Raw genomic sequence first — 21,338 nt, forward strand, 5'->3', positions numbered from 1 at the left:
ATTGATATTTATCTAAGCTCCTGGATCGCTCGTTCTAAAATCGTATCAATGCCATTGGCTGAATCAGCAGAACTAATCCAAACAGGAATATCGGGATAGATTCCAGTGTACTGGTAATCCCTCCCTTCCGGAAGTTCTTTTTGCGTATTGGAAACTCTCATTCCCCAACCATTCGGTAAAGATGAAATAATAGGATTCCCACTTCCTCCTCCGGTAGTATCTCCAATTATGGTGGCATGAGGAATAGTTCTCATTCCGGAAATAAACCACTCTGTAGAGCTATAACTTCTCCTGTTTGATAAAACAGCAACGGGTTTCAGATATCGGTCTCCTTCATGAACATCAGTAATTTTTTCCCACCAATCCGAAAAACTGGTCCTGGAATCTGGTAACCTGCGCCGGGCACGAAATGAAAATCGAGGCTCATCATTAAACCGGGAAACAATGATATCAGCATTATTTGAATTCCCTCCTCCATTGGATCTTACATCTATGATGATACCGTCAGTTTCCCATAAAAGACCCAGGATATCATCTATAGCCCGATAATTGGATGTGGGTAAGCTCCCCGTAAACGTGCTTATTTTTATGTATCCAATATTCTCCCCATCGATTATTCCATAATCGAGTGCATTATTCCAGGATTTATATTCGCTGAAATAACCGGAAATATCTTCTAATTGGTTTTCTGGATATTGATCATACCATCCTGTATAGCTGATTGCTCCTCCATTAGTAAAAAAGACGTTGCTGTGGCCATCTTGTAACACATTGATTAACCCTTGAAGAGAAGTAGTTAATTCGCTGGTAGTTGGATTATCTACCAGGTTTTGCCGATTTACCTGGTAAGCGGAGTCAAAATCAACATTCAGGTATTCGAAGAAGGAGAATTTTGAATCTACTTCATCATAAAAGATATCGTAGGTTACCAGAGGATCATCGGAATCCACATCTGAACCCAGAAAAAGGTCTTCGCATTGAACGAGAACAATGCTTACAAAAAGAAGGAGTACTATTTTTTTTAGAGCGTCCAAAACAAACCTGCTGTAAAATATCTTCTTAAGAGTTTTTGGGTTTCCGGGTTTTCAAAACGATGGTATTTGAGACGAAACTCAGCTTTAAACGTCACATTTTCGGATAAGGGAAACCACCCTCTCAAAGAACTATTGACGCTGTTGTATGTATGCCATTCCAGATTATAATTTCTATTCTCTCGTAAACTTTCTGGCCGGCTACCATAAGAAAGAAATCCGAATCCCAGCTGGTATTGCACAAAAGAATCTTTTAACTCAAATTCAGAAAGTACATGGAAAACTGGTCCTGCTACATTCATCTCATATGAGAACTCTTGTTGATTTGTCCAGCTTGTTTGTAGAAAATAATCGTAATAAGAAAAATGCCCGCCCTGGGAAACGCCGAGAAAAATATCAGTCTTACTACTCAGTGAATAAACTTTACGGAAATACGAGATATCCATCTCATAATTCATACCCTCAAGCCTCTCCGTATTCGAGCCATCAAAGCGATCCATTGTGAAACCGTGCTGTAAGTAACTGATGGTAAATTTATGCTTGTCCGACTGGTAACTAATCTCGGGGTTTAATACCACGAAACCAGCAGACTCAAACCTAAATTGACTCAGAAGATAATCTCGTTGATCGAGAGAAGTGGTACCAATATTCGTACCAAAAAACCATTGGGCTTGAACGCTAACACTCAGAAACAGACTCAGTGCAAGAATCAACCATTTGGCTTTACCGATTACCACCGCGAACTCTCCCAAAAGTAGTAATTATGTTCTTCGTCCAAAGTCCACCCTGTTCTTGGATATAGCTGATTACCAATGTGATTCTTTTTTGCCGTTTCCAGATACATGCCGGCCGCTACGGTATCTTTACAAAGTTGTTTAGCTCTTTCAATGAGAGCTTTTGAAAATCCCATCCCCCTAAATTCAGGTGCTACATACAGATCATTTAATACCCATAAACGCTTCATTCTGGTGGAAGAAAATAACGGATAGAGCTGGGTGAAACCTGTGGCTTGGCCACCCTCATTCCTCGAAATGAAAATCACTGATTCTTCCTTTTCTATTCTGTCCCTCAAAAAAGCTTTCGCCGCTTCCATGTCCGATTCTTGTTCATAAAACACACGATATCCATCAAACAGATGAGCAAGGTCATTTAGATCTTCTAAACCAGCTTGATAAATATTCATATCAGTCAGGGAAAGCGGTTAATCTTTTGAGTTGTATAGTAAGTGCTTCTCTTTTCCAGGTCATCGAATCCTCATTTTCAAATGAAAGTGCCCAGTAGTCTAAACTCTTTTTTTCGTCATAATACAGGATATCCAGTGTTGGGCGATGAGCATCAACTCGCCACATGCCGGAGGTTCTGCCTTCCGAGGTCATAACATTTACAAGATTATCCCACCTAATATGATAAAACCATGACCCATCTTTGGTATAGTCTTTTGTGATATCCGTTTCTCCTTCCAAAACCAGTTCGATTTGCCATAACCCAACTACATTAGTTCTTAGATCCTTTGGTACTTCTGTAATCCGCTCATAAGTAACGGTTACCTCTTGCCCATCCTCCGTCCTTTTCCAATACATGAGCTCATCACTTACAATGTCGACAGTAAAAGCACCGAATTCATTATCGAATCCAGTGATAGTGGTTAATGAGAGTTTTGACGTTTGTTCATTAAAAAGCCACGTTCCATCACCGTTTTGAAGCCATCCATTTCCGGTAGTAAAGCTTCCGTCTTCGTTGAACATACTCCACTTGGCCACTGGGGTCATTTCCTCGGTTCCAACCTGAACTTTGGTAGCTTCCCATAAGCCGGAGATTTGGGCATTTGATAGAGAAACGTTTAGTAATAGAAAGGAAATAATTAGAAGTGCTCTTTTTGCAGTAGTAAAAATCATTGATAACTATTTATTCCTGAATTTGCGACTGAACAAGGTACTAATCTTTTGTACTTAAAAATCCTCCGACTCACAAACAGCTGCCGCCACCTTTTCCCCATCAATTGCCGCTGAAATAATCCCGCCTGCATATCCAGCTCCTTCCCCGCAAGGGAATAAACCTTTTATGCGGATATGTTCCAACGTTTTTCGATCTCTGGGAATACGCACAGGCGAAGAAGTTCGGGTTTCAGGAGCATGAACAATCGCCTCATTGGTTAAGTATCCTTTCATGGATAATTCAAAAGCCTTAAAGCCCTGCTGTAAATGCTGATAGATAAAATCAGGCAATACTTCTCCTAATTCCACAGAAGTAATTCCTGGTGCATAAGAAGTTCTATATAAACTATCCGAGATTTTCCCTTCGGTGAAATCCACCAGTCGTTGCGCCGGAGCAGTTTGGCTTTTTCCACCTGCTTCCCATGCTCGTTGTTCAATGGCTTCCTGGAATTTCATAGCTGCCAGCGGACCGTATTCTGCAAAATCTTTAAAGTCTTCCTCTTTCAGTTCTACAACAATTCCTGAATTAGCAGTAGCCCTGGCACGACGTGATGAAGACCAGCCATTGGTAACAATCTCACCAGGCTGAGTAGCGCAGGGGGCGATCACTCCTCCCGGACACATGCAGAAGGAATACACTCCTCTTCCTCCAACTTGTTTCACAATGCTGTATGGGGATGGAGGCAGGTATTCTCCCCGATCTTCACAGCTATACTGAATTTGATCAATGAGTTGTTGAGTATGCTCGACCCTCACTCCAATGGCCAACGGCTTTAATTCAATCTCTATTTCTTTTTGATGGAGCAACTCAAAAATGTCTCTGGCTGAATGTCCGGTAGCAAGAATGACCTTATGAGCATTAAAGGCAGTACCCTCAAGAGTTTTTACTACCTGTATTTGGTCTCCTTTGATAAATAAATCTGTAACCCTGGTGTTGAAATAAATTTCTCCACCATGAGCTCGAATACACTCCCGGATATTGGCAATGATTCCTGGAAGTTTGTTAGTTCCAATATGGGGATGGGCTTCGATAAGAATATTCTTTACCGCTCCAAAACCCACCAGCAACTCCAGGATTCGGTTTACATCTCCCCTCTTTTTAGAGCGTGTATAAAGTTTTCCATCCGAGTAGGTTCCGGCCCCTCCTTCACCGAAACAGTAATTAGAGTCTTCATTAACCACATGATCTACATTTATGCCCTTGAGGTCTTTAATGCGCTCTCGAACGTCTTTTCCTCTTTCAAGGATGACAGGCTTTTTGCCGAGTTCTATGAGTCTAAGTGCAGCGAATAATCCTGCAGGACCCGCTCCAATGATAATCACTTCCTCCTGGCTGGAAACATCCGGGTAATCCGGAAGAGGAATAGACTCTTCTTCAAAATCCTCATTAATAAATACCTGAACTTTCAGGTTGATAATCACCTGTTTCTGGCGGGCATCAATCGACCTTTTAATAATCTCAATATGGCGAATATCATTTGCAGGTATTCCCTCTTTCTTTGAGATGTAGGCTTTGAGTTCCTTAGGTTGACCGGCTATCTCCGGTAAAACTCTGAGCTGGAGTTCTTTCTGCATTTTTTAAAATATTGATTCCTTCTCTAAATATTCTAAGTTCTTTCTATCAATGTGATTCTTATTCCAGATGAGAGAATTTGCACTATCAATATTTATGAGTTTAATGCTGAGCTCAATCGCCTATGCATGTAGCTGCGGAGAATGGAACTATGAAGATATAGATGAAATATTCTACGGGAAAATAGTTGATGTATCTGAATACTTTTTAGATGACTACTATGATCCTACTAATGAATTTTCTGATTCCGTATATGTAATTGAAATAACGAAAAAGTGGAAAGGCAATTCCTCAAATCGTTTAAGGGTTTATGATGTATATAGTTGTGGCTATGGATTAAGAAATAGGAAAACAAATGACGTTATTGTTTATGCGATTAACTACAGCTTATTAGGTGAGTTTTTTTATCATCATTTTGATAATGAACAAGCCTACAAAAAAATAAACTCACTAGGCAGAATAAAGTTAACAACTGATTGCTTTTACTATCCTACTGCTTTTGAAGATTCTACTTTCAAAAGAATTTCTGACCATGATTTAGAAAAGATTTTAGATAAGAGCTTCCAAGGAACAATCTCCCTACGCCCTTACTACATCAACCTTTTTAATTTTATTCTTTTTTTCTGTGTTCTTTTGTTTTTAGGATTTCGATATAAAAATTCCAAAAAAATAAATTTAGAGGACAGCGAAACTCCTGAATAATCCAAATGCCACTATTGAACCCAAAAGGGAATTACTGATTCATATTCCAGCTTCCTTCCGAGAGAATCCCTAAAGAAGTCAGTGTTATCAACAGGTTGGCGCAACACCTCAAACTGGTTTTTGGTGGGATTTAAACTATCCGGCATACTAAAAAACCCACGATATCCGGCCTGATCTGTAACTGGGTGCCTGGCAAAAAATAAATCACTAGGCAAAGTGTCCTTCTCATTCACCACAAACATGAAGAATTGATTCGCACAATCAATTTTCTGTTGGTTCAGATTATTACGTCGCTGAAAACTTCGAAGGCTGTCAGCGGGCTCTTCAATCTCGCATAGTTTCTCCATTTTTTTATCCATCATCTTCATATATGGAATGAATAAAGAGAGGACTTCTCCTTCATTTATTACTGGAGATTGAATGGTAGGAGTACTCAGAAAACTTCCATCAAACTCTGATTCATAAAAATTCGGATTGAAGGTGGCGGTAACTGACCGATCCTGATAAAAAGACCTGCTTTCGAAAGGATTGAATTGAAGTACTCCCAGAAATGACTTCATAAATACTGTAAAGAATACAACGAATACGGCTATCGCATAAACCTGGAACTTTTTGGCGGATAGATTCGACATGAAAGTTAGAATCAGGTACTGGATGGGCCTGAAGATAAAGGGATAAAATATTCTCCCCGTCCACCAGGTAAGCTTAAAATGGAGTCGTGCGAATTTCTCCTTCTCTCTAAAGCGCTTCATGTTGAGAACCAGAGAAACTATAGATAAGAGTGTTAAAAGCACTGCTAGAGCTGTGAGCATTACCCGTGAATAGAATTCGAAGATTTCATCAGGCATGAACACTTTGACCCCATTCATCAATAAGAAAAAGATGATATAAAGTGCTCCTACTCCAATCATATAAAGAACGAACAGAAACGAAACCGAAAACACCATACTGGCCATCCTGTCTGTAGCCAGAAGAAAGGAATCCTGGTTTCCAATTCGTTTTTCCATTTCAGATTTATAGAGCTCACTATTGGGAAGCTTCTCGTACTGAATACCGTCTTTGAATACCGACATCAGACCAATTAAACCTACCCAGAAGGCCCGCACCACGAAATGAAAAATGAATCCATAATTGAGGACTTTAAGTGCAGTTAGAGCAACGGCAACGGCAAGCATTGGAAGCAGATCATCAATGATCCCTATGTCTACCTGGTAATTAAATCGGTAAAACTGATAGAAATTCTCTACTACACCTGGCAGCTGAAGTGTGGCAAAAATCGCGAGACCTGAAATTAGTAACTCGGGCTCCCAACTTTGTTCAGATACTCGTTGTAGCCAACCGTGATTGAATCCCTTTTTTTCTTTTTTTGAATCAGACAATGTTTAGTCCTATTTATAGTCCGTAAAATTAGCTTTCGAATAACATACTCTGAATATGTACTTTTTTTGTTTAAACGTCATCCTGAACTTGTTTCAGGATCTTAGGGAAAAGCAAGTGCATAATGTTTCGTATCAATCCTCCATATAGGATCATCAGCGGACTTAATTCATTTTTTTGTCAAATAATTAAGAAAATTAATCCTTATAAAGATTCCGATCCCGAAAGCTTTCGGGACGAGATGACCTTAAAGTAGATCGATATGAAAAGATTAGTCATTCTTATTTCTTCAATCCTGATTCTTCAATCATCATTCCTTAGCGCCCAACCTAGCCTTGATGATAAAGTATATGGACTGCTCATTGGCTCCGCGATTGGAGACGCAGCAGGTGGCCCCACTGAATTTGCTCCACCAGAGCGAAGCTTTTGGTCTACCACCAATCAAAAAATTACACCGCAGGACTTAGATGAGCTTGGAGCCCTTTTCAAGCTTCGGGATTATCCTCGCCCCATCGAACCTTTCGGGGTTTGGGAGAATCAGCCCCCTGCTGGTACAATTACAGATGATACCCGGCTAAAAATGATTTTCTTTGATGCGCTGGAAGCTTCATCGGGAAAGATCACTGAAAAAGACATGGCCAGGGCAACGCTGAATTTTGGAGATCATCTTCCGGAAAAATACCAGGCGATCAATAAAGAATGGATGAAGGAAATAGGCTTTGCTTCTCGCTGGGCGCTTGGAGAAAGAGAAAATGCTTATCCTACCGAACGTATTTGGGGCGGAGTTCCAACTGTGATGGGTTCCATGGCCTTCCTGCCTGTAGCTGCACTCTACCCTGACAATCCCAGAGAAGCTTACAAAAAGACTTATGAATTGGGCTACTTTGATAACGGTATCGCTAAAGATATAAATTCAACGATTGTTGCTGGTCTGGCCAACGCGCTCTCAGAAGGAGGAAGTTGGGAATCCGTTATCGAAACTATTAGAACTACCGATCCCTTCAATTATAATGGTACGCTTTATGTAAACCGGGCAACCACTCAATGGCTGGATAGAGCTTTATCTATTGCTGAAAGAGCAGATGGAAATATCGCCCAGCTATATCATCTCCTGGAATCGGAATTGCAGACTACCTACTGGTGGGAGGCCTGGGTTCCTCTTGTGGTAGTTTTTGCAGTAGCTGAATTTACTGAAGGACACCCGATGGCTTCTATGCAAATTATCCTCGAGTTTGGCCATGATACCGATTCCTATATGCAGGTTATGGGAGCTTTTCTTGGGGCATTACATGGGAGTAATGTATTTCCTGAAGGAATGATTGATACCGTTAATACTCAGATGAAAACTCAGTTTGGAGAAGATGTAAATGACTGGATGGAGCTGGTAGAAGCTTATCGAGAGAAGAAATGACTAACAATTTCGACCACCTTACTTATCAAAGAAATGATGATAAACTATCACCTGAGTTTATACAAAAATGGGTGCTTCCCTTCTACATGACCCATATATATAACGACTCGTTTTCGCCCCGATTGAATATTTTAAGGAATGAATTAGATTGTGAAGTAGTACGAAAATTATTGGGAGATTTTAACTGGAGAACCAGATCTGTTGGAGCTGTATTTGCAGCTATTATAGACTGCACAAAATTCGAAGAACAAATAGGAACACTACTTTTGAAAAGTGAGATGGTATCCGCTGGGAAAAAATATGTGCTTACTCTTGCTACTTTTAATACTCCGCAATCGATCCAGTACTTATTAGATTACCTAGATTATTACCTGGAGAGAAAAGATTTATGGTACGATCAAGATCATGCTATGGCAGCATTAAAGTGGCTAGACCATTTAAATGGTTCGAACCATTTAGACAATTACATTGAAAGGTGGAACAATTTTATAACAGATAAACCCTACTGGAACCTGGATCAAAGCTTCGAAATAGTTTCAAGAGAGATGACTGCCTTGAAAAGACTTTCCAAACGGGATTTATGAAAACTTTTATCACAATGATTTCTAGTTAGTAGCTTCTATCTTAGACAAAAATCATCTTTATGAAATCTCTATTTCCTATTCTAATCCTGTTGATAGCAACAGGTCTCCATTGTGATTCAAACTCTTCGAATGGAGATGAACCCGGTTCTCAAACCCTGGAGCCTACCTCTCTTTTCATAGGTACATATACCAGAGATGAAGGATGGGTAAATGGTAAAGCAGATGGAATTTATTCTGCTTCAATTTCAGAAGACGGTTCCGTTAGTTTGATTGGTACTGCAGCCGAAGTAATAAATCCTTCCTTTGTTGCTGTCTCACCGGATCGTAATAATCTTTATGCAGTAAGTGAACTTGGTAGAGGTAACGAACCTACAGGCTACATCCATGCTTTCACTATTGAAGAAGATGGAAGCCTCACCTTCATTGAAAAATATCCTTCTAATGCCAAGTCACCAGCACATGTAAGTGTCGATGCAACCGGAAGCATGGTCTTTGCCTCTAATTATAATGGTGGTGTTGCTGTAGTTTATGCCCGAAATGAAGACGGAAGCTTAGAGTTCAGACAACAACTTGATCATGAAGGTTCAGGACCCCATCCAAACCAGAATAGTTCTCACCCCCATATGGCGAAAATTAGTCCGGATAACAATTTCTTATTTATTCCCGATCTGGGCAGTGATAAAGTATGGAGCTATTCCATTGATCAAAGCTCACAAACCGTTTCAAAAACGGAGCAGGAATTTGCTGCACTTGAAGCAGGTTCCGGCCCGCGCCACATGGATTTCCACCCTACGTTGAATATCGCTTATGTAATGAATGAGCTGAATAGCAGTGTATCTGTGTTTTCTTACAATCCTGACAATGGGGCTCTTGAGGAACTTCAGGTTATATCAACCTTACCTGATGGTTTCTCTGAATGGAATTCAACTGCAGATATCCATGTACATCCGAATGGGAATTTCTTGTATGGCTCAAACCGGGGGCATAATAGTATTGTGAGCTTCAACATTAATTCCACAACCGGGTTACTTACTGAATTAGATCATACTTCCACCCGGGGCGAATTCCCCAGGAACTTTGCTATCCTGCCAAATGGGGATCAGCTTTTTGTAGCCAACCAAAATACAGATGATGTGTATGTTTTCAACATCGATGGAAACACGGGAGCATTGAGTTACTCTGGAGAGAGTTTAGATGTCCCTACTCCGGTTTGTGTGGTGTTTTATTAACATTAATGACTATTCTATTTCTATGATGAAAACTCTAGCCAATCTCCTTACATCAATAGCCTTTATTTTTGCATTTTTTCAACTGAATGCTGTAGCACAAAATTCATCTGAATATTTTGAAGGAGAAGTCACTTTTAGTGTAGAACACGAATCAATTAACTCGGAAATCCCGACAGATTACTTCTATTACCTTTTCGGAAATTCAATGACTGGTATTGTTACAGAAAAGAAGTATAAAACTATAACCAAATCTTTAGGGTTGGGAATATCCACTACCTATTATGATCTAGAAAATAAAAAAGTGTACATGGAGAGCTCAGAATCTGACACTATCAGATGGTATCCATTGGACGAAGAGAATGGAGAACTAATTAGTGTCCAGAGAAATAAAGAAGAAAAAAAGTTTCTATTTGATGGGCTTAGAGAATCAGTAACTATAGAGTACATACCCAATAATCCAAATATTGAAAGAATAGTTGGTACATTTTATTTCCATCCAGACTATAAGCTCAATAAGGAGTTGTATGCCAATCACAAATATAGTTTTTGGAATTTGTTTATCAATGAGTCCGGGTCAATAAGTATCAGAAATGAATCATATATATATCCACTTTTTAAAAGTATTGCTCAGGTTACAAATATAGAAGAAAGAGAAGTTCTGGATAGCGAATTAGAATTCGATAAAACAAAGATTCTAGTTAGAGGGGAAGATCCTTTTTGAAAACTTCACCTTGTGCCCTTGTATATCCACATATGAGCCCATGATTGAAATCATGGGCAATAAAAAATTTCGCATATAAAAAACGGTTTTAACCGTTTTCCAATTTGTGTAGCTCTATAAACTCTTCATATTCCTGAGTAAAAGTCTTCTTTAAGTGATGTTGTTTTTGATTCTTAATATAAGAGTGAACCCGTTTAATTAGAGACTCACTTACGGAGTAAGCCGCATAACCCGTTTGCCAAGCAAACTTCGAAGATGTAAGATCATTTTGATTTATCCAATGAGAAGAACTTCCTTTAATCTGCTTTAAAACTTCCGCCAACGATTTATTTTGATTTAGCAAAAATAGACAATGAATATGATCTGGCACTCCATTTATGATTTGTAATGAGCATTCCAGTCGATCAAATTCATTCTTTATAAAATCAAACACCTTCTTTTCAATATCACTACTAATGAAAGGCATTCGGTTTTTGGTGGACCAAATTGCATGAACCCAAACTTTATTTTTCGAATGAGACATTTTTCAAAGAATGTAAACCATTGAAATGGTTTTTGCCTAGAACAACACTAATTTAAAGCCCACGATTGAAATCGTGGGCTTTTACCCAAATGACTTCAACAATATAAACACCAGCACCCCGGTCACAGAAACATAGAGCCAGATCGGGAAGATTCATTTAGGTACTTTGTGTTTGTTTAGGTGTATCTCTGGTGTGGATAGTTTTTTATTAATTCCCCTACATATTCATTTGGCTTTCCATCAATAAAAAAAGGTAAAAGCTATATGCCTTAGTTATCGGTTCAAACATTCTTTACTCGTTTATTATGTTAAGCGAGATTATTACTTTCATTTTCGTACCCAATAACATGTAGTTACCCACTCACTTGCATGATTCGTGCCTTTTTATCTCTCCTGTTTTTTTTCGTATTGCCTTCTACATGGTGTTTAGGACAATTAAGTTTTCATATAAGCAATTATGATGAGTTAATTGAAGGGGCCGGAAACCAAAACTGGGACATTTCCGGAGATGGAAAGCAAAAAATATTCGTTGCTAATAATTATGGCTTACTGGTTTTAGAGAATACTAATGCCAAGATGTATGGTTTGTCTCATCAAACTATTTTTAGATCTGTAGCCTACATTGATGATCAAATTTATACCGGTTCTTTTGAGGAATTCGGTTATTGGTCTGCTAATTCTGACCAGGAATTGGAGTACACTTCGTTAGCTGCCCAGCTTGAGGATCCCGAGATGGGAAATGATGCTATCTGGAAAATTGTGAAGCATGAAGATAATATCTACTTCCATAGCTTTGGCTCTATCTACGGGTATGATGGCGAGAATGTGTTTCGGTTGAACACCTTCGGCACCTTCATGTTCCTACATAAAGTAGGAGATGAGATATATACTCAAAAAGTCGGAGAAGGACTTTTTACTCTTCAAAACAATGAATTTGTTCCTATTCCCGGTAGTAGCTTCCTCAGTAATGAAGAAATCCGTTCAGTAATTGAATTAGCAAATGGCAATATCATGATTGCCTCTACGGAAGGGATATATCAATATGATGGGCAGGAATTCAACAGACTGAACATAGAAGGGTATGACGATTTGGTTAATAGCGAAATTAACGCGGCCATTCGTACTGATGATAAAATCTTTTTTGGCACCATTTTGAATGGCATCTATGTATATGATACCAATTTCAAGCTCTTAAAAACCATCACTACCAATGATCAGCTACAAAACGACACCATTCTTTCTCTTGAAGTTGATGTATTCGGAAATATCTGGGTAGGAATGGACAAAGGTCTTTCCTACATCGCTTTTGATATTCCTTTTCAAAGTTATAGGGGTATGGCTAATGATATTGGAAGTGTATATGCAGCAACGTTATTTAACAATGAACTTTACGTAGGTACCAACCAGGGTATTTTTTGGTATAAGCGGGATACTAATGGAAATTTTTATGATAAAAACCTGATACCAGGCTCTCAGGGACAGGTATGGTTTTTGGAAGAATTTGATGGAAAGTTGTATGGAGGTCTTAATGATGGTACCTATGTAATCGAGGATAAATCCCTGCAAAAAGTAAGTGACATTTCAGGAGGATACACCTTAAAATCTTATCCTCTCGACAACCAGGATGTGTTGTTACAAAGTACTTACAGCGATTTGGTCGTGTATAAAAAAGAAAACAACACCTGGCAACAATCACATACACTGATTGGATTTAGGGCTCCTGCCCGTCTTTTGGAAACTGATCATCAGGGAAATATCTGGCTCGGACATACGGTGCGAGGGATATTTAAACTTCAACCCAATATTACTTTTACTGCCATTGATCAGATTCAGGAAATAGGTTCGGAGTATGGATTACCACAAACCACAAACAGGGTATTTAAGTTTGATGGGAGAATATTTACGTCTTTAGCCGACTCACTATATGAGTGGGATTCTATCGCAGAAAAATTTATTACCTATGTTGGACTTGATCCTTTTTTTACAACCAAAAGTACTGTAAGAAATGTACTGCCTGCAGGAAATCATCAATATTGGGTGATAAAGGAAGCGGAGATAAGCCTGTTTGAAATTCATTTTAATTCCATAAAGCTGCTATATACCTTAATCCCCGAGATGTATGGATTCGAAATGGTGGAAGGGTACCAAAATATTATCTCTCTGGGTAACCGGATGTACCTTATTAGCCTGGACGATGGATTTGTAATCCTAAATATGGAAAACATTAGTAGGTCTAAATACCCCCGCACTAATGTAGAAATCAAATCACTTTCAGCGTCCAATGTACAAACCGAAAAGATTATCACAGCCCCTGGGCCCAAGGATTTATTTCTTTCAAATGCATTCAACAATGTTACTCTTTCCTGGTCGTCAACACAGGTAGTAGGAAATCAACCCTTTTTCCAATACAAACTTGAAGGATTAATGCCTGGGTGGAGTGATTGGTCCCCTGAAAACAGTGTACGTTTTGACCGTCTGTTGTCAGGAGAATATACATTCCTGGTACGATCTATTGGTGTAAATGGTCTTATTTCCGAAACTACCAGCCTTTCATTTGAGATTGGAGAACCCTGGTATTTAACTACCGGCGCCTATTTTTTTTACGCACTAATTTTCATTTCTCTTGTATTCATGATCAGGCTTTACATTTCCAGAAAACAGTGGAAGGCTATTGGAAAAGAACTGGAGGAAAAGCACAAAGCTGCTCAGCGGGATAGGGAAAAGGCCGAAAAAGAAATAATCAAACTTACCAATGAAAAGCTTCAATCAGAGATTGAACATAAATCGGCCCAACTGGCTTCTAATACCATGGCAATGATGCGTAAAAATAATCTTCTCGCATCTCTTAAAGAGGAATTAGATAAACAAAAAAAGGAACTGGGTGTTAAACTTCCCAGCAGCTATTACAGCAAGATTAACAGGCTCATTGAGCAAGGCATTGAGGATGAACATGAATGGGAAGTATTTGAGCAACTCTATGATCAGGCCCATGGTGATTTTTTTAAGCGGCTCAAGGAGAAGCATCCTCAACTTACTCCCAGCGACTTGAGGCTTTGTGCCTACCTGAGAATGAACCTTTCGTCAAAAGAAATTGCTCCTCTGCTCAGCATTTCTGTCCGCGGTGTTGAGGAAAGAAGATATCGATTAAGAAAGAGACTGAACCTTTCTACAGATGTAAATCTTACAGAATTGATTATGACATTTTAGAATAATGTACAAAAGTGAGGGTTGTTAGCTGACGGCTATCAGCTAACAGTACTCAAACCATTATTCTCCAGCATAAGTGCGCTTTGTACTTTGATAACAAATAATTTTTATTGGCTTTACTCTCAACATTTTTTATGATAAAGTGAATAAAACTCAAATTTGAAATAGGGATAAAGTGAACTTTGTTCACTTTACTCTGTTGTTGTGTGGCATTAAAAAAACAGAAACAAAGTAAATGAGTAATCAAAGAGTCTTCCTATCATATAGCTATCAAGACAGAGAAAAGGTTGACCGTATTGCACACGAGCTACAGAGTAACAATATTGATATTTGGTATGACCAGCAGGATTTGGACGTTGGCTCGAATTGGAATGAAAAAATCCGTTATCAAATTGAATCGAGCGATACTGTCATTATTTTCCTCTCTAAGAATTTTCTTTCATCAGAATGGTCACAACGAGAACTCTGGCAAGCGCTCAGTGAATCTGAGAAGCGAAATATCAATATTATCCCAGTCACCTTAGAGAGGGTTAAAATTCCCTCCGACCTATCTGGATTCCTTATCCTCAATTTGGGAAACTCCGAAGCTGCTCTTCAAAAGCTCATACATAAGATTAAAACCATTCCAGAAATCACTTTTGACCATTTTACTCCATTTGAATTTGAAAAATTCGTAGGTGATTTCCTGAGAGAGTACGGTTTTGCCAACATCAAACATCAAGGTGTAGAAAGTGACAGAGGATTTGACTTCAAAGCAGAATACAAATCAAAGACACCTTTTGGAACCATTCAAATACAACATTGGCTTGTTGAAGTTAAGTTCTATCGCCATGAAAGATTCAGCATTAACTCAATCCAACAATTGCTTGAATACAAGCGCCACCTGCTACCTGCAGACATTAAACTGCTTCTTGTAACAAACAGTATCCTCACTTCTGTAGTCGAAAGCTATTTAAATGACTTTCAGAAAATCGAAAACACTCAAATCGAAGTAATTGATGGGCTTTTGCTGAAGAAATTAGTCGCGAAAAGGAAGAGATTACTAGACAAATATTTTCAAATATGAGTCAGGTAACAGATTTTATCCAACGACTTGACGCTTGTCCATTAGGTGCTCCAGGATGGTCACAATTTGAAGACCTATGTACCGAGATTTTGGAATTTCTCTTTGTACCTCCTTTAAGACCAGCTCAAAGACAAGCAAAAACATATTCTGGAATTAACAGAAGAGATGCGGTACTACCAAATAGAAATATTGCTGCAAATCAACAAGCGAACTCCATAAATTGGCATCATCTGTTTCAAGAGTTGGATGCACGTATGATATTGTTCGAGTTCAAGAACTATGACAACACAGATATTGGCCCTGATGAGGTAAATCAGGCACTAAATTATCTAGCGAATCCAATGGGTAGATTAGCAATATTGGTATGTTCTAAACCTCCCAACGTTCAAGCTCACATAAGAAGGAATACCATTTACTCCAATGAAAAAAAAGTAATCTTGTTTATGACTAAAGAACAACTGAAAGAAATGCTTGGAATGAAAGAAAGGAATGAAGACCCTTCTGATTTAATTATGGACTTACTGGAGTTGTTTTATATACAACATGAATAAAAAACGCCACACAACAATATGCATAATTCATAGCTTCCTAACGTCAGCTACGACATCATACACGGTACCGCTACCTACTAATCAATCTGCTTTTCATCGGCTTGCCAGTTAAAACGCCTCACTGGTATACTCATGGCATCTTCACTTTCCATTACATCAAAAAGACGGCTCCTCATTTCATTCCTGAGCTCAATAAATCCCGGCACTTCGGCTAAATTATATCGCTCTTCAGGATCATTTTGTAGATCATAGAGCTCATCCCTGTCCCACACTCCGTGATAATAAATGTATTTATAGCGGTCACCTCGAAGTGAAAACGTGGTTGGGGTATGTGGGAAAGCTGGTTCCCAGTAGTACTCATACAAAAACTCCCTTTCTTCTATTGTTTTAGAAGGATCGGTGAGTAGTGGTAAAAAGGAAAGTCCATCCATGTCTATAGAACTTTCTGCTCCAAACACATCCAGAATAGTGGGAGCGATATCTATATTTCGTATCAATTGATCAATAACTGTATCAGGCTCCAGATAACCCGGCGCCCAGGCTATCATTGGCACACGGATTGATTCTTCGTAGGCATTCCGCTTGTCAATGAGGCCATGCTCGCCGTGCATAAAACCATTATCTCCCATATAAATAACAAGTGTATTCTCATCTAATCCTGATTCTGCTAAATAGTCCAGGACTCTTCCCACACTTTCATCCAATGCAAGCAATGTCTTCAGGTAACTCTTGTAGAATTCGTCAAAGTTCATATCCCCGTGGTAAGCATAATCTACGCCATGCCAGCTATTACGCTGAGCTTTTACCCACTTAGGTTTTGTCCTGTAATTTTGCTCGGTCTTATCCATGGTAGCAGGGTACTCGATATCGATATCTTCATACTCATCCTGATGCCGTTCAGCAGGAATAAACTCAGCATGAACCGCTTTATGGGATAGATAAAGAAAAAATGGTTCTTCGGAATCCTCCTTCCGTTCCTTTAACCAGTCGACAGCAAAATCTGTGAGTATATCTGAGGTATATCCGCTATAGATGTCTCTCTTTCCATCCACATTTAATGTTGGATTGAAATATACTCCCTGCCCCCTAAAACTTACCCAATGATCCCAACCAGGTTTTGGGTCATCTACACTTTCGCCCATGTGCCACTTGCCAATAAAGGCCGTTTTGTATCCATTTTTTTGAACATCTTCATTAAAAAAACGGGTTCCTTCAGGAATTGGACTGGTGTTATCTACTACTTTATGAGTATGTGCATACTGCCCGGTCAAAATAGAAGCTCTGCTTGGCGAACATAGCGAGGTTGTGACAAATGCATTACGGATATGCACGCCTTCTCGAGCCATCCGGTCTAAATTCGGAGTTTTTATGTATTCCGGGGCATCAGGATGGAAGCCCATGAAGTCGAAGCGATGATCATCACTAAGTATAAATACAACATTTTGTGGTTTGTTATCCTGGGCCTGCAGTGAAGTAGCGGAAACTAAAAAACCCAAAAGGATAATTGACAAAACTTCGATATTGATTTTTCGTTGCCATTTCATCGTTCTATTCCCCTACGGTAAAACCAAGCCGTTCTAACCCAGTTTGTACTTCGGGAGCGCTCATAAATAAATCCCACAGCAATCCAGTTCTATAGTTTTCTATCATTACAGGAATAGGCCCCTGATCAATCGCCAGATACCTCGGAAGATACCAATCGTGTTCATAACTGAATGCATCATAAGGCCCATATTTCCCAATCAAACTATCCGCACTATTATATAAATACTTCAAAAATTTCATGCTTTCTTCAGGGGTATATGGAAAACTTGACAGAGCTGCGGTCGGAGAAATTACACCCAGATCTTGGTCAGGACGATGACTGGAATACCCTTTCATAGAATAACTGGAGGTGAGACCCCAAACACTATCACTATAGCCTTCATAGCTATTGGGATTATCAACACTATACGCATGATGAATCTTAGCATGATTTTGATTTAACTCCCAATAATCTCCGTACCGATCTTTTAGGTTTGTAGGATTTAATCCCAGATACGAGTAATGTGCCCAAAAAAGAGGGCCTACTGGTGAGTCATTAGTATCATAGTGATCCAATACTGTTGGATAACCGTAAAATTCTCTATCTGTACTAATTGCTCCATCTTTTGCCCAACCTTTGTGATAAACATCGGGGTCAATAGGATGTGTGGGTGATGACGCTGCAAGTACATACATAATCAAACACTCGTTATATCCTCTTACTGCGAAATTCATTCTCCACCCATGATTTGGTGACCAATGCCAGTACAAAACATCTTCTCCACCTTTTGTATGCCAATCCCACTCTACATTTTCCCAGATTGTATTAATCCGGCGTACCAGCTCCTGCTCTTTTTCATTTCCATCAACAAAGTATTGACGGACTGTGAGAAGACCCTGAATCAAAAAGGCAGTTTCTACCAAGTCACCACCATCATCGTAACGGCTAAATGCTTTTGTCTTGCCGGTGTCTCCATACCACCAGTGCGGATAAACTCCATGAAAACTGTCTGCAGTTTCTAGAAAGGTGAGGATTTTATCATACCGTTCAACGGCCTCTTCTCTGGTAATAAACCCACGCTCAATACCGACCAAAATCGCCATTAGCCCAAAACCTGATCCTCCGGATGTAACCACATTTTTATCATTTTGAGGATAGATTTCATCCATATGGGTACGCTCCGGGGCCATTCCTGAAACCGGTTCTGCGTTCTCCCAGAAATATTGAAAAGTCTGGTACTGAACTTTGGTTAAGAGTTCATCTTCCTGGGTCTTAATAGCATCTTCTTTTGATGTTTGACCCTGATTTTGCGGCGATGTGCAAGCAACAAAAAGTAAAGAAACAGACAATAGGAGTATTCTATATTGCATAGTGATATTAGTTAGTTTTTAATTAATCTCTTTCTGGCTTTGTCCACAGAACTGTTTGACTTTGTACATCTGCCGAATTACTGCCAATCATGATTATAAATTCACCTGGTTCCCAGTCATAAATCATAGATTGATCACTTCTTTCGGGATCATATTTATAAAACTTTAAATCATCGGTAGTTATTGAAAAAATTACGTTTACAGTTTCTCCGGCGGGCACCATAACTTTTTTAAAATCTTTCAATTCTTTCACTGGGCGAGTAACGGTTCCTACAAGATCCCGGATGTACAGTTGTACCACTTCCTTTCCATCTGTTTCACTAGTGTTGGTTACATCCACTGAAACCGTTAGGGTTTCATTTCCTGCCAGTTCTTTGTTGCTCAACTCTACGGAACCATAATTAAATGAACTATAACTGAGACCAAATCCAAAGGGGAATAATGGCTTGTTAGAAACATCGAGATAGTTAGTACGGAATTTCTGAAACCACTCTCCCTCCAGAGGGCGCCCCGTGTTTTTATGGGCATAGTAAATGGGAATCTGTCCAACGTTTTGAGGAAAAGTAGTCGTCAGCTTCCCGGAAGGATTAACATTTCCAAAAATGACATCTGCAATAGCATACCCTGCTTCACTTCCTGCAAACCAGACATTAAGAATATTTGGCATATGTTCAGCTTCCCAGGTTAAGGCTAATGGACGTCCTGTAAAAAGGACGGTAACTACCGGCTTCCCTGTTTCCAATAAGGCCTTCAGTAACCTCCGTTGAGATTCCGGGAGCTCTATATCGGTTCTACTGGAACTTTCGCCCGACATTTCAGAAGCCTCCCCTACTGCAGCTATTATTACATCTGCCTGACCTGCTACCTCTAGCGCTTCGGCTAGTATTTCTTCTGCAGGTCGGCTATCCCGATAGGTATTTTTACCAAAAATACTGAAACGGGCCTCTAATGCAGGGTCATCAACAAAATTCGCTCCTTTTGCATACAGTACATTTACTTCTTCTCCTACTACCCCTTTAACTCCTTCCAAGAGGCTTATCGACTTTTGATGATCTCCGGCTACACTCCAGGTTCCTTGCATGTTTTCACGGTTATTCCCCATTGGACCAATAATGGCTATGGTTCCCTCTTTTTTTAAGGGCAGAATATTTCCTTCATTCTTTAGCAAGACCATCGACTCCGCAGCAATTTTACGGGCCTCTTTTCGATTTGCTTCCGTATACACTTCTCTTTTGGCTCTATCAGGTTGTGCGTATCTGTATGGATCATCAAATAAGCCTAGCTGAAATTTTGCTGTAAGAATGCGCCGGCATGCTTCATCAATATCTTTTTCTGAAATTCTGCCTTCCTCCAACGATTCTTTAAGTGTTGTCAAAAAGCCTTCTCCTACCATATCCATATCAATACCTGCCTTTAGAGCGAGTGCTGAAACGGTTTGCAGGTCTCCAACTCCATGATCAATCATTTCATTGATGCCTGTATAATCGCTTAGCGTAAAACCATCAAATCCCCATTGATTCCGAAGCACTTCTGTAATCAACCATCTGTTTCCTGTAGCGGGCACACCATCTACTTCATTAAATGATGCCATAACACTTCCTGCCCCAGCATCAATTGCTGCTTTATAAGGCGGGAAATACACATTGTACATGGTGAGCCGGCTCATATCTACGGTGTTGTAATCCCGACCTGCTTCTGAGGCTCCGTATAGCGCGAAATGCTTTACACAAGCCATTAGAGTGTTTTCTTTCGATAGATCATTTCCTTGATATCCGCGAACCATTGCTTTAGCAATCTCTCCATTTAGATATGGATCTTCCCCACCGCTTTCCGCTATCCTGCCCCAACGGGGATCTCTTGAAAGATCTACCATTGGAGAAAATGTCCAGGCAATACCATCAGCTGTTGCTTCTTGTGCTGCAATTCGTGCAGATCGCTCTATAGCATCCATATCCCAGGAGCAGGATAAACCCAAAGGTATCGGGAATACTGTTTTATACCCATGAATCACATCCATCGCAAAAATGAGCGGGATACCTAGCCGGGATTCTTCTATTGCTACTTTTTGTACCTCACGAATGCGATCTACACCTCGAATATTAAACAACCCACCTACTTTACCTTCCTTAATCTTTGCAATAATGCCGGTGCTTTCAGCCAGCCCCGTGCTTATGTCGCCGGCTGCGGGTAGATTTAACTGGCCCAGCTTTTCATCTAATGTCATTAATGCCATAACGGAATCAACCCGTTGCACTACTTCAGCTCTTGAGTATTGCGCATAGGCTGGATTGGTTGAAAGCGTATAAAAAAGAGTGACTATCAAGATGTAAAGAAACCGCATAATCAATTAGTACTTGGTTGATATTTATTATTCATGAGTGACCTTTCGCAAATTAACCTCAACATTGAAGCCAGTCATTGCGAGGAGAAGCAAGGCATCGAAAAGGTCTGGATGATAACGATGAAGCAATCTCGCATTGACGAGTAATAAGAAGACGATAGAAACACTCCGACTTGACATCCACTTATTAGCA

At 39.7% G+C, this 21,338-nt stretch carries 18 protein-coding genes; 8 read left to right on the top strand and 10 right to left on the bottom strand.

All coding sequences use genetic code 11. The features are described from left to right. Positions 1-8 precede the first annotated feature (8 nt). Genes ED557_04325 through ED557_04345 form a run of 5 tightly spaced genes read right to left on the bottom strand, consistent with a single transcriptional unit; the run spans position 9 to position 4,540 of the window. Positions 9-1,055: a hypothetical protein gene (locus tag ED557_04325; protein ID RNC86002.1), complete on the bottom strand. Its 1,047-nt coding sequence runs from the start codon at positions 1,053-1,055 to the stop codon at positions 9-11. After that, positions 1,022-1,783, bottom strand: coding sequence for a hypothetical protein (locus tag ED557_04330; protein ID RNC86003.1), 762 nt, complete (start codon positions 1,781-1,783; stop codon positions 1,022-1,024). Before ED557_04330 ends, ED557_04325 begins: the two co-directional genes overlap by 34 nt. Then, positions 1,762-2,214: a GNAT family N-acetyltransferase gene (locus tag ED557_04335; protein RNC86004.1), complete on the bottom strand. Its 453-nt coding sequence runs from the start codon at positions 2,212-2,214 to the stop codon at positions 1,762-1,764. The genes ED557_04330 and ED557_04335 overlap by 22 nt, the downstream gene beginning before the upstream one ends. Position 2,215: 1 nt before the next feature. Next, a complete protein-coding gene (locus ED557_04340; GenBank protein ID RNC86005.1) occupies positions 2,216-2,926 on the bottom strand; it encodes a hypothetical protein in 711 nt (236 codons plus the stop codon). 54 nt (positions 2,927-2,980) lie between these two features. Beyond that, positions 2,981-4,540 (bottom strand): FAD-binding protein, encoded by a 1,560-nt coding sequence (locus ED557_04345; protein RNC86006.1) that lies wholly within the window; start codon positions 4,538-4,540, stop codon positions 2,981-2,983. A 103-nt stretch (positions 4,541-4,643) separates the two neighbouring features. Here ED557_04345 and ED557_04350 point away from each other — a divergent pair, with 103 nt between their 5' ends. Beyond that, complete coding sequence (locus tag ED557_04350) at positions 4,644-5,240, top strand: hypothetical protein (protein RNC86007.1); 597 nt, start codon at positions 4,644-4,646, stop codon at positions 5,238-5,240. A gap of 11 nt (positions 5,241-5,251) precedes the next feature. Here ED557_04350 and ED557_04355 read toward each other — a convergent pair whose 3' ends face one another. Further along, on the bottom strand, positions 5,252-6,619 hold the full coding sequence (locus tag ED557_04355; GenBank protein ID RNC86008.1) for a hypothetical protein: 1,368 nt from the start codon (positions 6,617-6,619) through the stop codon (positions 5,252-5,254). A gap of 260 nt (positions 6,620-6,879) precedes the next feature. On the opposite strand from ED557_04355, the gene ED557_04360 reads away from it, so the two are divergent. Genes ED557_04360 through ED557_04375 form a run of 4 tightly spaced genes read left to right on the top strand, consistent with a single transcriptional unit; the run spans position 6,880 to position 10,562 of the window. Next, entirely contained in the window at positions 6,880-8,028 is a 1,149-nt protein-coding gene (locus ED557_04360) for a hypothetical protein (GenBank protein RNC86009.1), read from the top strand. After that, positions 8,025-8,612 carry a hypothetical protein gene (locus ED557_04365; protein RNC86010.1) on the top strand — a complete coding sequence of 196 codons (588 nt, stop codon included), beginning with the start codon at positions 8,025-8,027 and terminating at the stop codon, positions 8,610-8,612. Before ED557_04360 ends, ED557_04365 begins: the two co-directional genes overlap by 4 nt. 59 nt (positions 8,613-8,671) lie before the next feature. Further along, positions 8,672-9,841: a lactonase family protein gene (locus ED557_04370; protein RNC86011.1), complete on the top strand. Its 1,170-nt coding sequence runs from the start codon at positions 8,672-8,674 to the stop codon at positions 9,839-9,841. A gap of 22 nt (positions 9,842-9,863) precedes the next feature. Then, a complete protein-coding gene (locus ED557_04375; protein RNC86012.1) occupies positions 9,864-10,562 on the top strand; it encodes a hypothetical protein in 699 nt (232 codons plus the stop codon). An 88-nt stretch (positions 10,563-10,650) separates the two neighbouring features. On the opposite strand, the gene tnpA is transcribed toward ED557_04375, so the two are convergent. Next, positions 10,651-11,085 (bottom strand): IS200/IS605 family transposase, encoded by a 435-nt coding sequence (gene tnpA / locus ED557_04380; protein RNC86013.1) that lies wholly within the window; start codon positions 11,083-11,085, stop codon positions 10,651-10,653. A 369-nt stretch (positions 11,086-11,454) separates the two neighbouring features. On the opposite strand from tnpA, the gene ED557_04385 reads away from it, so the two are divergent. The 3 genes from ED557_04385 to ED557_04395 all read left to right on the top strand — a co-directional run bounded on the left by ED557_04385 (position 11,455) and on the right by ED557_04395 (position 15,909). Continuing rightward, a complete protein-coding gene (locus ED557_04385) occupies positions 11,455-14,292 on the top strand; it encodes a hypothetical protein (GenBank protein ID RNC86014.1) in 2,838 nt (945 codons plus the stop codon). A 235-nt stretch (positions 14,293-14,527) separates the two neighbouring features. Then, the gene (locus tag ED557_04390; GenBank protein RNC86015.1) at positions 14,528-15,358 is read left to right on the top strand and encodes a TIR domain-containing protein; all 831 of its coding nucleotides are present in this window, start codon (positions 14,528-14,530) and stop codon (positions 15,356-15,358) included. After that, positions 15,355-15,909, top strand: a complete 555-nt coding sequence (locus ED557_04395) for a hypothetical protein (protein RNC86016.1) — start codon at positions 15,355-15,357, stop codon at positions 15,907-15,909. Before ED557_04390 ends, ED557_04395 begins: the two co-directional genes overlap by 4 nt. Before the next feature lie 77 nt (positions 15,910-15,986). Here ED557_04395 and ED557_04400 read toward each other — a convergent pair whose 3' ends face one another. Genes ED557_04400 through bglX form a run of 3 tightly spaced genes read right to left on the bottom strand, consistent with a single transcriptional unit; the run spans position 15,987 to position 21,145 of the window. Then, the gene (locus ED557_04400; protein RNC86017.1) at positions 15,987-17,453 is read right to left on the bottom strand and encodes a DUF4976 domain-containing protein; all 1,467 of its coding nucleotides are present in this window, start codon (positions 17,451-17,453) and stop codon (positions 15,987-15,989) included. Positions 17,454-17,457: 4 nt separating this feature from the next. After that, the gene (locus ED557_04405; GenBank protein RNC86018.1) at positions 17,458-18,804 is read right to left on the bottom strand and encodes a DUF3131 domain-containing protein; all 1,347 of its coding nucleotides are present in this window, start codon (positions 18,802-18,804) and stop codon (positions 17,458-17,460) included. A gap of 22 nt (positions 18,805-18,826) precedes the next feature. After that, a complete protein-coding gene (gene bglX, locus ED557_04410) occupies positions 18,827-21,145 on the bottom strand; it encodes a beta-glucosidase BglX (GenBank protein RNC86019.1) in 2,319 nt (772 codons plus the stop codon). Between the last annotated feature and the right edge of the window lie 193 nt (positions 21,146-21,338).

It is taken from the genome of Balneola sp. (genome assembly GCA_003712055.1).
Lineage (GTDB): Bacteria > Bacteroidota > Rhodothermia > Balneolales > Balneolaceae > RHLJ01.